Below are 13,071 nucleotides of genomic sequence, written 5' to 3' on the forward strand. Positions count from 1 at the left end.
CACGGTCACGCGGTCCTCCGGTCGGGGAGAAGCACGGCGACGGCGGGTACGCCGAACGCCGCGCACAGGGGATAGGAGAAGTCCTCGATCGGCGCCAGTCCGATCCGGATGCCGCTGAGGTGCTCCGCCGGGTAGGTGAACAGCCCGGCCGCGATCATCACGTTGTCGAAGACGGCGGTGAGGACGAACAGCGCAGCGGCGGCGACGGCGGACGCCCGCATCCGCCGTCCGAAGCCGGGGCGCCGCGCGCTGAGGGCGGTGACCACGACGGTCACCGCGAGGAAGGGCAGGACGATGAGCGGATAGGTCATCGTCTCACCTCCTGACCCGTGCGGGGAGCGGGGCGCAGCCGGCGGGACGCGGCCGAGTGCAGCACGAGGGCGAGGTAGCAGAGGAAGGCGAGGAAGACCGGCTCCTCCACTGGCAGGTGCGGAGCGAGATCCACACCGACGTAGAGCGGGCTGTCGCCCTTCACGAACACGCCGGTCGCGATGCCGACCGCATCCCAGACGAGGAAGAACGCCGTGCCGATGGCGACGGCGGCGGCCGTCCGGCCGGGCCGGTCCCAGAACGCGAGACGGAAGCGCGCATCGAGGGCCGCGATCCCGGCTGCGCTCAACAGGATCGCGGCCAGATACACACCCGGCATCAGGCCGTCCCCGTCTGCGGGGCGGACCGTTCCCGCGGCAGCGGCTCGGGGAGGGGGCCGGCGGAACGGTCGCCGCGGAGGCGTTTGACGACGAGCTCGGCGGAGATGAGGCACATCGGCAGGCCGATCCCCGGAAGCACCGACGAACCGGCGTAGTAGAGACCGTCGACCTTCGCGGAGGCGTTCCGTGGCCGGAAGAGGGCGCTCTGACCCAGCGTGTGCGCCAGTCCGAGCGCGTTGCCGCGCCAGACGTGCAGGTCCGACGCGAAGTCCCCCGGGGCGATCGTACGGCGGACGACGATCCGCTCCTGCAGATCCGGGATGCCGCACCACGATGCGATCTGCGCGATCGCGGCGTCGGCGGCGCGCTCGATCGTGTCGTCGCCCGTGCCGTCGGTGCCGCCGCGGCCGAGCCCCGGCTCGGCCGGGATGGGGACGAGGACGAACAGGTTCTCGTGCCCCTCGGGCGCGACCGTGTCGTCCGTCGCGCTCGGCCGGCACACGTAGAGCGAAGCAGGATCCGGGATGTGGGCGTCCGGACCGAAGATGTCGGCGAAATTGGTGCGCCAGTCCTCGGTGAACAGCAGGGTGTGGTGCGCGAGCTGGGGCAGCTCGCCGCGGACGCCGAGGAGTACCAGCAGGGCGCCGTAGCTCGGCGTCTTCCTGCGCCACCACTTCTCCGGGTAGGTCTGCGAGGCCTCGGGGAGCAGACGGGTCTCGGTGTGATGCAGGTCCGCGGTCGACACGACGAGATCGGCGGTGAAGTGCCGGCCGTCGGTGGTCACGACACCTGTCGCGCGTCCGCTCGTCACCTCGATACGGTCCACCTCGGCGTCCGTCTCCACGCGGACGCCGCGCTCCCGCGCGAGGCGCTCGATGGCAGCGATCAGCGCGGTGAAGCCGCCCCGCGGATAGCGCACGCCGTCGTCGAGGTCGAGATGGCTCATGAGGTGGTAGAGGCTCGGCAGGTCGTACGGGGAGCCGCCCAGGAACACGCCCGCATACCCCAGGATCTGCCGCAGGCGGGTGTCCGTGAAGCGTTTCTCGATGCGGGATGCCAGGGGGACGGTCAGCAGGCTCGCCAGCCGGCCGATCCGGCGGAGCACGGCCGGGTCGCGCAGGCCCGCGAGCGATTCGTAGGAATCGTAGAGGAAGCGGGAGACGGCGAGGTCGTAGGCGTCACCGGCCGAGTCGAGATACGTCTCCAGCCGGGCACCGGCGCCGGGCTCGATCGACTCGAACAGGGCCATGGCCGATTCCCGGCCGGAGACGACGTCGAGGGCGCCGCCCGGGCCCACCGGCTCCGGCTCGGAGTAGACCCGGTAGGCGGGGGTGAGCGTCACGAGGTCGAGCTCCGCCTCGGAGGTCGTCCCGAGCAGCCGGAAGAAGTGATCGAAGACCTCGGGCATGAGGTACCAGCTGGGTCCGGTGTCGAACCGGAAGCCGTCGCGTTCCCAGCTTCCCGCGCGGCCGCCCACCTCGGGCCGTCCCTCGAACAGGACCACCTCGTACCCCTCCTCGGCGAGGAGCGCCGCCGTCGCGAGGCCGGCGATGCCGCCGCCGATGACGAGGGACGTACGCCCGTGGCGCGTCATGCCCGCGCACCGCGCGGCGCGCCGCCGAGCCACGCCCGTGCCGCGAGCGTCGCCTTCTGCGAGGCGGGGACGCTGACCCGTCGCCCGTCGACCGGCTCGTTCCGCAGGCGGTCGGAGAGCGCGGCGAACAGATCGTGCGCCGCGGTCACCGCGCGCCGGCAGTCCAGTGGGAGGAACGGGATGACGTCCGCCGCGGCGGCGAGATCGGCGTCGATGCGGTCGAGGACGTCCGTCCGGGTCCGGGAGTGGTCGTCGACGGCGAGGTAGTCCCGTCCGAGCTCGTGCGAGTCGTGATCGAGGTCGCGGAGGAAATTCACGTCCTGGAAGGCGCGGCCGAGAGCGCGTGCCCCCGCCACGAGGTGCGGAGAGGGCGCGCCCGGCCGCTCCGCACCGGCGTTCTCGAAGATGGCGAGGCACATGAGGCCCACGACCTCCGCGGAGCCGTACACGTAGGCGTCGTGCGAGTCGTCGTCGTGCGTGCGCGTCGAGATGTCCGTGCGCATGGAGGCGAAGAACGGCGCGGTCAGATCCGTGCCGATGCCGCACTCGCGTGCCGTCCGGGCAAACGCGTGGACGACGAGGTTGGCGCTGAATCCGCGGGTGACCGCAGCCTCCGTCTCCTGCTCCAGTTCGTCGAGGACCGCCGCCTGGGCGAGCTCGTCGAGTCCCGCCTCCCGAGCGGGGCCGTCCACGATCTCGTCGGCGATGCGCACGAGGGCGTAGACGTTCCGCACGTGCGGACGCGGCCGAGGTCCGAGAAGGCGCGAGGCGAGGGAGAAGGAGGTGGAGTACGCACGGATGACCGCGGCGGCCGCCGTCTCGGCGGTTCGGTCGTACAGGGTGAGTCCGGTCGGGACGGAATCGGTTCGGGTCACGGAATGCGCTCTCGGATGCGCTCGGCGATGCCGCCGAGCAGGGTGGCGGCCGCCGACGGCAGCCGTTCTGCGGAGATGAGGGCCTGGGCGAGGGTGTCCTCCACCAGGCCGCAGAGCCGGGTGCGGGCGCCGCTCTCGTCGAGGACGCGCTGCGCCTCCAGGACCGCGATCGCGCCGGTGTGCGCGCGGGAGAGGGCGTCGCTGACGGTCGGCCAGGAGGGGGTCTGCTGCGCGAGAGCGATCAGGGGTGTGCGCTTCGCCTCGCGCAGGTCGCCGCCGGCATCCCGTCCGGCCTGGTCGGTCGTGCCGAACGCTCCGATGAGGTCGTCGACGAGCTGATAGGCCAGTCCCAGGTCGCCTCCGCACAGGCGCAGCGTTTCGAGGTCCTGGGCGGAGGCTCCGGCCAGCAGAGCTCCGGCGCGCAGCGGAGCGGTGAAGGAGTAGACGGCGGTCTTGTCGTGGGCGGCCGTCAAGAGGGAGTCGCCGGACTGGTCCGCCCCGCGCAGGGCGTTCTCCACGTCGGCGAGCTCGCCCGCGGCCGAGACCACCACGGCATCGTCGAAGAGGGCCATCAGGGCGGCGCGGCGATTCGCCGAGATGTCGGCGAGGGCGATCAGGCGCGTCGCTTCGTACAGCAGCAGGTCTCCGCCGAGGATCGCGGCGGCGTCGCCGAGTCCTGCGGCGGCCACGGCGCCCGCTCCGGCGCCGGACCCGCGCAGGCGGAACTCGCCGGCGATGTTCGGGATGCCGCGCCGCTCGATGTCGTGATCGATGACGTCGTCGTGCACGACGAAGGCGGTGTGCAGCAACTCGAAGGATGCGGCGACGGGGTAGACGCCGGTCATCTCGTCGGCGCGCCCGCCGAAGGCCTCGAAGTTCGCCACGACGAGGGCGGGACGGAATCGCTTCCCGCCGCTGGCGGCGCGGGTGACCGCATCCGCCAGCGCCGCGAAGGACTCGCCGAGGTCGCCGGCGCGCCGGCGCAGCCGCGCCAGAGCGGCGTCGATCTCGTCATCGATTCCCTGGCGGACGTCGGGCCCGAGGCCGTGGATCATGAGGCCACCCGGTGCTCGAGGGGTCTGCGTGCGGCGAACAGATCGAGCTGCTCGGCCTGCAGCACCAGCCAGGGGCTGAATGCCCACGGGGTCGTGCGCAGGGACGCCGCCAGCTCGGCGGGGTCGACCCAACGGGCGTCGACGACTTCCAGCGGATTCAGGACGGGCTCGCCCTCGGCGCGGGCGATGTAGACGGGGCAGACCTCGTGCTCGACGACGCCGCTGGCATCGGTGGCCCGGTAGCGGAACAGGGGGAGTGCCAGCTGGATCTGGGTGAGCGCGAGTCCCAGTTCGAACTCGGCCCGGCGGTGGACCGCCTGGAGGAGGGGCTCCGCCGGCTTCGGGTGACCGCAGAAGCTGTTGGTCCAGACGCCCGGCCACGTCTTCTTGTGAAGTGCGCGGCGCGTCACCAGGATCTCCCCGTCTTCGTTGAGGACGTGGCAGGAGAATGCCAGGTGCAGAGCCGTGTCGGTTCCGTGCACACTGCTCTTGGGGGCCGTGCCGATTTCGTTTCCCTCGTCGTCCAGCAGAACGACGTACTCGATCTCGTCCATTCGACCTCCTTATTTGCTAGCTTAGCTAGCTATCTGGCTTTCGACCGATACTACATAGGCTGGAAGGGAGTGTCCAACATGTCGGGTGTCCCGCGCACGGGGGTGTCGGACAACACCGCCGTATGGCAGGTGTTGACGGCCGTCCGTGCCTTCAGCGACGCCATGGACCGGATGTACAGCGGCATGAAGGGCGAGATGGACATGAACGCCACGGACCTCGCCGCGTTGCGCATGCTGATCATCCGCGAGCAGCGGGACGAATCGGTCAGTCCGCACGACATCGCCCGGCACCTGCGGATCTCCACCGCCTCGACGACCAAGCTCCTGGATCGCCTGGCGGATGCCGGCCACCTCGTGCGCAAGCCGCATCCGCACGACGGCCGGGCGCGGATCGTCGCGCTGACCCAGAAGTCGCGGGACTCGTTCCGCGCGCACTTCCGCGACAGCATGGGCGCGATGCGCGGCGTCGCGGAGGAGTTCACCGACGAGGAGCTGGCCGTGGTGACCGAATTCCTCATGCGGATGTCGGCGGCGGTGGATCCGGAGCCCTGAGCCCCCGCTGGCGGGAATCGGGGCGGGCAAAAGAAGAAGGCGCCTCCCGGAGGAGACGCCTTCTTCGTTTTCGTTGCGGGGACAGGATTTGAACCTGCGACCTCTGGGTTATGAGCCCAGCGAGCTACCGAACTGCTCCACCCCGCGGCACAAGAGATAATCTAACACGGGGATCGCGCGCGGTCGAATCGGGGCCGTCATCCCGGGCGTTTCGCGCCGGTTGCCGGGCCGGCTCCCGCACGCCAGGATGGGGGCGTGCCCGATCCGTTCACCCTCGCCGTCGCGCAGTTCGCGCCCACCGCCGATCGTGCGCGCAACCTCGAGGCGATCGGCGAGATGACCGCCGAGGCCTCCGCGGCCGGCGCGCGGGCGGTCGTGTTCCCGGAGTACTCCAGCTACTTCGTCGACCCGTTCGATGTGAGCGTCCGTGAGCACGCCGAGGCGATGGACGGGCCCTTCGTGTCCGCTCTCACCCGGCTGGCGGCGGAGCAGGGGATCACCGTGATCGCCGGTCTGCTGGAGGCGGCCGGAGACGGCAGGCACGTGCACAACACGGTCGTCGCCGTGGATGCCGGCGGCGTCCGCGCCCGGTACCGCAAGCAGCACCTCTACGATGCGTTCGGTCAGCGCGAGTCCGATTGGGTGGCCGCGGGCGCTCTCGACGCCCCGGAGATCTTCGAGGTCGACGGTGTGGCCTGCGGCCTGATGACCTGTTACGACCTGCGGTTCCCCGAGTCCGCGCGCACCCTCGTGGACGCCGGAGCCGAGCTCCTGCTCGTGCCGGCGGAGTGGGTGCGCGGGCCCCTCAAGGAGGCGCAGTGGGAGACGCTGCTGCAAGCCCGCGCCATCGAGAACACGGTGTACGTCGCGGCCGCGGACCATCCGCCGCCCCTCGGCGTGGGCAGGTCGGGCATCATCGACCCCCAGGGCGTGGTCGTGGCGACGATCGGCACAGGATCGGGCATCGTGCTGGGGCGCATCGATCCGGACGAGGTGGCCCGCGTGCGCCGCGTCAACCCCGCTCTGCGGCTGCGCCGGTACGGCGTGCACCCGCGGGACTGAAACCTCAGCGCAGGACCGTCAGCCGCCGTGCGGCTTCCGTGAGGACGTCCTCGCGTTTGCACGCGGCGAACCGCACCAGCGTCGCGTAGTCGGCACGGTGCTCCGCGGTGGCGAACGCGGTCAGCGGGATGGCGACCACCCCTGCGCGATCGGCGAGCGATCGGCAGAACGCGTGCGCATCCGTCGCGCCGAGCGGGGCCGCATCCGCGACCGTGAAGTACGAACCGGCCGCGCGGGCGGCCGAGAACCCCGCCGCCTCCAGGCCGCGGCGGAGCAGGTCGCGTTTGCGCTGCAGGTCCGCAGCGATCCCGGCGAAGACCTCGTCGCCGAGCCTCAGCCCGAGCGCGACCGCGGGCTGGAACGGTGCCCCGTTGACGTAGGTCAGGAACTGCTTGACGGCGAGCACGGCGTCGACCAGGGCGGCGGGCGCGGTCAGCCAGCCGATCTTCCATCCGGTGGTGGAAAAGGTCTTCCCGGCGGAGGAGATGCTCACGGTTCGCTCCGCGGCTCCGGGCATGGATGCCATCGGGACGTGGCGACGGCCGTCGAAGAGCAGGTGCTCGTACACCTCGTCGGTGACGATCACGGCGTCGTGCCGGTCGGCCAGACGCACGATCTCCGCGCGCGCCTCGGCGGTGAAGACGGTGCCGGTGGGATTGTGCGGGTCGTTCACGATGATCAGCCGCGTGCGGTCACCGACCGCTTCCCGCAGCCGGTCGAGGTCGGGCTGGAAGTCCGGCCAGTGCAGCGGAACCGTCACCAGGCGCGCCCCGGCGAGGGCGACGAGCGCGGCATAAGCGTCGTAGAACGGCTCGAAGACGACGACCTCGTCGTCGGGGCCGTCCACGAGCGCGAGGATGGTGGCGGCCAGCGCCTCCGTCGCGCCGGCCGTGACGAGCACCTCGCGTTCGGCATCGACGGCGAGCCCGTAGAACCGCTGCTGATGCTCCGCGATCGCCTCGCGGAGGGAGGCCTCCCCGCGGCCCGGCGGGTATTGGTTCACCCCGGCGGAGATCGCGTCCCGGGCGGCCTCGAGCACGACGGCGGGACCGTCCTCGTCGGGGAAACCCTGACCGAGGTTGACGGCGCCGGTGCGGGCGGCGAGTGCGCTCATCTCCGCGAAGATCGTGGGGGACGTGGTCCCGTCCGTGCCGAGGAGTCCGGCGCCCGCGGCGGCCCGGCGCCACGCTCCGCTCAGGGTTCGCATTCGACACAGGTTAGTCGCATAGGGTCGTCCCATTCTCGGCATAGGCAATGCACAGAAAAGGGCTGCACCCTGATTAAGGCCTGCCAGAAGGAGCAATCATGAGTGACATCGAGGGCACCACCCCCGAACCGACCGCCGCCGACTCGTCCGCGGCTGGTCCCGCCGCGTCCGCCGACCGCGACCTTTCCCGTCCCGTCGGCGACGTTCCGCCTGCCGCGCGGCCTCCGCAGACCGGTTCCGCCGCGCCGTCGCAGGCTTCCTACGACACCCCCGCACGGCCGCCGCTCCCCACCGGAGCGCCGTCCGCCGCCATCCCCCCGCGCCCGCCGTACCCGGCTGGATACCCGACCTACGGCGCGCCCTCCGCGCCCGCAGGAGCGGCCTTCGGGCCGGGTGCCCAGACGGCCCCGACGACGCCCCTCGCGGACACGCCGGCCCCCTCCGCGCCCCGGAAGAAGTCGGGAGCGGCACGCACCGTGGGTCTGCTCGTCGCCGCGGCGATCGTCGGCGGTGCCGCCGGCCTCGGCGGCACGTACGCCGGCATCAGCCTCTGGGGAACCTCCACCGAGGCGTCCGCCGGCGGCTCATCCGTCATCACGGTCAACGACACCGAGAACGTGAACCGGACCACCGCCGTCGCCGCGAAGGTCGTGCCGAGCGTGGTGACCATCTCCGCGTCCTCCTCGAGCGGCGCGGGCACCGGTTCCGGCGTGATCATCTCCGACGACGGGTACGTCCTGACGAACACGCACGTCGTCACCCTGGACGGGGCGACGGCCGATCCGACCATCACGGTCACCACGTCCGAGAACCGCGTCTACAAGGCCTCGATCGTCGGTACCGACCCCACCTACGACCTCGCCGTCATCAAGCTGGAGGACGCCTCGGGTCTTCCCGCGATCGAGTTCGCCGACTCGAGCAAGCTCAACGTGGGTGACCAGGCGGTCGCGGTCGGTGCACCCCTGGGGCTCGACAACACCGTCACCACCGGGATCGTCAGCGCGCTGAACCGGTCCATCGAGATCGCGTCCTCCGCCGCCCCGGACGACTCCTCCGGCGAGGACCAGGAGGAGCCGGGCGATCCGAGCGAGGGTCCCTTCCAGTTCGACTTCGGTCAGGGTCAGGCGACGCCGCAGAGCTCGGCCACCATCAAGATCGCCGTCATCCAGACCGACGCCGCGATCAACCCGGGCAACTCCGGTGGCGCGCTCGTCGACGACGAGGGCCGGCTCATCGGGATCAACGTGGCGATCGCGTCCTCCGGCGGAACGTCGTCCGGGCAGTCCGGCAACATCGGCGTCGGGTTCGCCGTCCCCTCCAACATCGCGGAGCGCATCGCGGAGGAGATCATCGAGACCGGAGAGGCCACGCACGGTCTGCTCGGCGCGACGGTGCAGAACGCGGCGTCGCTGGAGAACGCGACGATCGAAGGCGCGGCCATCGCCGAGGTCACCCCGGACGGCGCCGCGGCCGAGGGCGGTCTGCGCGCCGGCGACGTCATCACCGAGTTCAACGGCGTGCCGATCGACAACTCCGTCGACCTCACCGCCCAGGTGCGGGCGGCCGCCGCGGGTTCGGAAGCCAGCGTGCGCTACGTCCGTGACGGCGAGAGCCGCACGACGGACGTCACGCTCGGCACCCTGCAGCCGTAGGCACCCACCGCTCACGGGATCGGACGCCACCTCGCGATAGGCTCGCGAGGTGGCGTCCTTCTCGTTCGGTGCCGGCAACGCGAAGAAGCTGCGGGCGATACCGCTCTATGCCGCCGGGTGGGTGCTGACCCGGCTCGTTCCCCGGACCCGCGACGAATGGGTCTTCGGATGCGCCGTGGGCATCGCGGACGGCGCGCTCGCCGTCTGGGAGCAGGCACGGGCCGGAGAGGTGCCGGCGGTGTGGCTGGTGGACGGCCCGGAACAGGAACGGGATGCGGCGGCACGCGGCATCCCGACGCTCCGGAAGGGCTCGGTGCGCGCTCTGTGGCGCACCGCCCGCGCGCGCGTCGTGGTGATCACCCACGGCTTCGGCGACGTGGACCGGTATGCGGTCTCCGGCGCGTTCATCGTGCAGCTGTGGCACGGGATACCGCTGAAGCGGATCGGCATCGATTCCCCGGAGACCGTCCGGAGCGCTCTGCTGCCCTCGTCGCGGTTCGTCCGCACCGTGCTCGCCGCGATGTACCGCTCGGCCACACGCCGGATCGGACTGCTGCCCGCCGCATCCCATCTGGTCCGCGGGCGGCTGGAATCCGCGTTCTCCCTGCCCGATGAACGCGTACCGGTGGTCGGTGAACCGCGCGTCGACGTGCTTTCCCGCGGATCGGCGGGGGAGCGGCGACGCACCGCACGCGCCACGCTCGAGCGGGTGACCGGGCCCATCGGCGACCGCGCGGTCGTGCTGTACGCCCCGACCTGGCGGGACGGCGACCCGGACCCGGCCATCCCCGATGCCGAGGACTGGGCGGCCATCTCCGGACTGCTCCAGGAGCGCGACGCGATCCTCCTCATCCGCTCCCACCCGCTCGGCGCCGGGGACTACCGGCCTCCGGCGGGGGAGGACCGCATCCGGATGCTGGGCAGCGACCGCGTCGCCGACGTCACCCCGTTGCTGCCGGGGCTGGACGTCCTGATCACGGACTACTCCTCGCTCGCGTTCGACGCGTCGCTCGTCCCGCTCCCGGAGATCTTCCTGGCTCCCGACGTCGCGGAGTACGCCCGGCGGCGGGGCTTCTACGGGTCCTTCCACGACGTCGCCGGGGACGACCCCGCCCGTACCTGGCCGCAGGCCCTCGGACAGCTCGACGCGGTGCTCACCGATCCCGCCGAGCGGGAACGGCGCCTGGCCCGCGCACGCGACCTCGACGCGCGGGTGCACGCCTACCGCGACGGACGGAACGCCGAGCGCGTGTATCGTGCGATCATCGCGGCCATCGGTGCAGACAGGCATCCGGAGCGGTCAGGAAAGGACACGGAATGACGACGGCGCGATGGGGCACCGGTGACGAGCCCGCTCTCATACTCTCCGGAGAGGGGCCGGTGCCCGCGTCGCTGGCGCTGGTCGGTCCTCGTGCCCGCGTGTCGGCACAGGCAGTCGTGACCGGCTCGGTCTGGACGGCGACGCTGCCGCTGAAGGTGGCGCGCTGGGGTGGGCCGGAGCTGCCACTGCCGTCGGGGACCTATGTGCTCGAGGTCGTGCCGGACGACGGTGCCGAGCAGCCGTCCCCGCCGGAGCCGCTGGACCTGGTGCTGTTCCCGACCCTCCGTGCGTCGCTGCAGGGATGGTCGCTGCAGGTGGGTCCTCCGGTCGACCCCGCGTACGACTCCGGTGAGGGGCAGGACGCGCTGGAACGGCGGTACGCGTCGGCGGATGCGGAGCTGGAGAACGCCGTCTTCTTCGAGAGCTTCTACGGGCGGAACGCCAGCTGCAACCCGCTGGCGATCGATCGCGAACTCAGCCGGAGAGCGCCCGGCGTGACGCGTTACTGGAGCGTCGTGGACCTCTCCGTGCCGGTCCCGGACGGGGCGATCGCCGTCGTCGAGGGCAGCCCCGAATGGTGGCGGACTCGAGGCGCGGCGCGTCTGCTCGTGGTCAACGACTGGCTGCGGAGGCGTTTCGTGCGCCGCCGGGGACAGACCGTCCTGCAGACCTGGCACGGGACCCCCCTCAAACGGCTCGCGCTGCACCGGCCCGGCTTCGACCCCCGCCGCGCCGTCGCGGTCGTCCGCGAGGCCCGGCGCTGGAACGTCCTGCTGGCGCAGAACCCCTACGCGGCGGGCATCATGAAGCGCGCCTACGCCTTCCTCGGCCGGCCCATCTGGGTGGAGGGCTACCCCCGCAACGACGTGCTGACGACCGGGGACAGCACGGCCGTCCGCGCCGGACTCGGCATCGGTCCCGAGGAGCGGGTCCTGCTCTACGCGCCCACGTGGCGCGATGACCGGGAGGAGATCGTGGACTTCCTCGACGCCGAGCGGCTGGCCGCGGACACGGGTTCCGTGGTCCTGGTGCGGGGACATTCCCGCACGCTCCTCCCCGGCTCCGACACCACCGGTGCGCGCGTCATCGACGTCACCGGGTTCCCGGACACCTCGCAGCTGCTGCTCCTGGCCGACGCGCTCATCACGGACTACTCCTCGGTCATGTTCGACTACAGCGTGACGGGCAAGCCGATGTACTTCCTGGTCCCCGACCTCGAGCACTACCGGGGCGAGTTGCGGGGCTTCTACTTCGACCTGCTCGCGCACGCACCCGGACCGCTGGTGCGGTCGCAGGAGGAGCTCACCGCGGCGCTGGCCGCCCCGCAGGGCGCGGACGTCACCGCGCGGTACGAGAGCTGGCGCGCCCGCTTCAACGCGCGCGAGGACGGTCATGCGGCGGAGCGGGTGGTCGACCGCATCCTGGACCAAGGCTTCGTGGAGCGCTGATCCGCCTCAGGGCAGCGGGGTGTTGCGGGTCCCGAGCCGGGACGTGTCGACCGTGTCGTGGGCGCCCGAGAACACACCGGCGAGGAAGCCCGTGCCCCATGCCAGGTGCATCGTGGGAAGGACGGCCAGCGTCCAGAGCTTGTCGCGCCATCCGCGGCCACCGCCGGGACCGGCCGCGACCGCGACGATGAGCGCGAGGTACGCCAGGACGGGGAGGTACACGACGGAGGCCACGAGGGCCGCCACGCCCGAGAGCACACCGGTCGCCTGCAGGATCCCCACCACGATGCTCGCGGCCACTGCCAGCACCAGGGCGGGCGGCGCGAAGAAGCGCAGCGAGTTGCGGCGCCCGTAGCGGCGGACGAGCTCACCCCGCCAGGCCCCCGTGGCACGGAACTGCCGCGCGAGCCGTGTCCAGCTCTCGCGCGGCCAGTAGGTCACCGACAGCGCCGGATCGAACCACACGCGGTAGCCCGCGCGGCGGATGCGCAGATTGAGCTCCCAGTCCTCACCGCGGCGCAGGGACTCGTCGAAACCGCCGATCTCGTCGATGACGGCCCGACGCATCACGCCCAGGTAGGCCGACTCCGCAGCGCCCTCCCTGGTCCCGCCGTGGTACGCGCCGCCGCCGAGACCGAAGGGGGAGTTGTAGGCGCGTGCCACCGCGCGCTGGAAGGGAGCGCGGCCGTCGGCGCGCATGATGCCGCCGACGTTCGCTGCACGCACCCGCTCGAGGGTCTGCAACGCCCGGGTGGTGTACCCGGGAGCCAGCTCGGAGTGCGCGTCCACGCGCACGATCGTCGGCAGCGTGCTGCGCGCGATGGCCAGATTCAGCCCGGTGGGGATGTCCGCCTCGGGGTTGTCCACGAGCACGATGCGCTCGTCCTCCTCCGCCAGGCGGCGGGCGAGCTCCGTCGTGCCGTCGGACGACGGGCCGAGGGCAAGGACGAGTTCCATCGGGCCGGGTACGTCCTGCTCCAGCACCGTGCGCACGGCGCGCTCGAGGTAGCCGATCTCGTTGAGCACCGGCATCACGAAGGACACCCCGGCATCATGCGGGGGAACGGGGGCGTCCCGGGCTCCGCCCGCGTTCACATGCAT

Annotated in this window: 13 protein-coding genes and 1 tRNA gene; 5 read left to right on the plus strand and 9 right to left on the minus strand. The window is 71.7% G+C overall.

Going from position 1 to position 13,071, the window contains the following annotated elements:
- Positions 1-5: 5 nt before the first annotated feature.
- The 6 genes from F6J84_RS05800 to idi are packed head-to-tail and all read right to left on the minus strand — an operon-like array spanning position 6 to position 4,728.
- The gene (locus tag F6J84_RS05800; protein WP_150972125.1) at positions 6-311 is read right to left on the minus strand and encodes a lycopene cyclase domain-containing protein; all 306 of its coding nucleotides are present in this window, start codon (positions 309-311) and stop codon (positions 6-8) included.
- A complete protein-coding gene (locus tag F6J84_RS05805) occupies positions 308-649 on the minus strand; it encodes a lycopene cyclase domain-containing protein (protein ID WP_150972127.1) in 342 nt (113 codons plus the stop codon). Before F6J84_RS05805 ends, F6J84_RS05800 begins: the two co-directional genes overlap by 4 nt.
- Complete coding sequence (gene crtI / locus F6J84_RS05810) at positions 649-2,244, minus strand: phytoene desaturase family protein (RefSeq protein ID WP_150972129.1); 1,596 nt, start codon at positions 2,242-2,244, stop codon at positions 649-651. The genes F6J84_RS05805 and crtI overlap by 1 nt, the downstream gene beginning before the upstream one ends.
- Positions 2,241-3,119 carry a phytoene/squalene synthase family protein gene (locus tag F6J84_RS05815; protein ID WP_150972131.1) on the minus strand — a complete coding sequence of 293 codons (879 nt, stop codon included), beginning with the start codon at positions 3,117-3,119 and terminating at the stop codon, positions 2,241-2,243. Before F6J84_RS05815 ends, crtI begins: the two co-directional genes overlap by 4 nt.
- Positions 3,116-4,174, minus strand: a complete 1,059-nt coding sequence (locus F6J84_RS05820) for a polyprenyl synthetase family protein (RefSeq protein WP_150972133.1) — start codon at positions 4,172-4,174, stop codon at positions 3,116-3,118. Before F6J84_RS05820 ends, F6J84_RS05815 begins: the two co-directional genes overlap by 4 nt.
- A complete protein-coding gene (idi, locus tag F6J84_RS05825; RefSeq protein WP_150972135.1) occupies positions 4,171-4,728 on the minus strand; it encodes an isopentenyl-diphosphate Delta-isomerase in 558 nt (185 codons plus the stop codon). The genes F6J84_RS05820 and idi overlap by 4 nt, the downstream gene beginning before the upstream one ends.
- Before the next feature lie 78 nt (positions 4,729-4,806).
- On the opposite strand from idi, the gene F6J84_RS05830 reads away from it, so the two are divergent.
- A complete protein-coding gene (locus F6J84_RS05830) occupies positions 4,807-5,280 on the plus strand; it encodes a MarR family winged helix-turn-helix transcriptional regulator (RefSeq protein ID WP_150974710.1) in 474 nt (157 codons plus the stop codon).
- A 73-nt stretch (positions 5,281-5,353) separates the two neighbouring features.
- Here F6J84_RS05830 and F6J84_RS05835 read toward each other — a convergent pair.
- A tRNA-Met gene (locus F6J84_RS05835) sits at positions 5,354-5,427 on the minus strand.
- A 108-nt stretch (positions 5,428-5,535) separates the two neighbouring features.
- Here F6J84_RS05835 and F6J84_RS05840 point away from each other — a divergent pair.
- On the plus strand, positions 5,536-6,342 hold the full coding sequence (locus F6J84_RS05840; protein WP_150972137.1) for a carbon-nitrogen hydrolase family protein: 807 nt from the start codon (positions 5,536-5,538) through the stop codon (positions 6,340-6,342).
- A gap of 4 nt (positions 6,343-6,346) precedes the next feature.
- On the opposite strand, the gene F6J84_RS05845 is transcribed toward F6J84_RS05840, so the two are convergent.
- Positions 6,347-7,549: an aminotransferase class I/II-fold pyridoxal phosphate-dependent enzyme gene (locus F6J84_RS05845; protein ID WP_150972139.1), complete on the minus strand. Its 1,203-nt coding sequence runs from the start codon at positions 7,547-7,549 to the stop codon at positions 6,347-6,349.
- Between the two features lie 98 nt (positions 7,550-7,647).
- On the opposite strand from F6J84_RS05845, the gene F6J84_RS05850 reads away from it, so the two are divergent.
- The 3 genes from F6J84_RS05850 to F6J84_RS05860 are packed head-to-tail and all read left to right on the plus strand — an operon-like array spanning position 7,648 to position 11,970.
- Positions 7,648-9,201 carry a S1C family serine protease gene (locus tag F6J84_RS05850; protein ID WP_150972141.1) on the plus strand — a complete coding sequence of 518 codons (1,554 nt, stop codon included), beginning with the start codon at positions 7,648-7,650 and terminating at the stop codon, positions 9,199-9,201.
- Between the two features lie 49 nt (positions 9,202-9,250).
- Positions 9,251-10,522 carry a CDP-glycerol glycerophosphotransferase family protein gene (locus tag F6J84_RS05855; protein ID WP_150972143.1) on the plus strand — a complete coding sequence of 424 codons (1,272 nt, stop codon included), beginning with the start codon at positions 9,251-9,253 and terminating at the stop codon, positions 10,520-10,522.
- Complete coding sequence (locus F6J84_RS05860) at positions 10,519-11,970, plus strand: CDP-glycerol glycerophosphotransferase family protein (protein ID WP_150972145.1); 1,452 nt, start codon at positions 10,519-10,521, stop codon at positions 11,968-11,970. Before F6J84_RS05855 ends, F6J84_RS05860 begins: the two co-directional genes overlap by 4 nt.
- 6 nt (positions 11,971-11,976) lie before the next feature.
- Here F6J84_RS05860 and F6J84_RS05865 read toward each other — a convergent pair whose 3' ends face one another.
- Positions 11,977-13,071, minus strand: a complete 1,095-nt coding sequence (locus tag F6J84_RS05865) for a glycosyltransferase family 2 protein (RefSeq protein WP_150972147.1) — start codon at positions 13,069-13,071, stop codon at positions 11,977-11,979.

Origin of the sequence: Microbacterium caowuchunii (assembly GCF_008727755.1) — a bacterium.
Classification (GTDB): Bacteria; Actinomycetota; Actinomycetes; order Actinomycetales; family Microbacteriaceae; genus Microbacterium; species Microbacterium caowuchunii.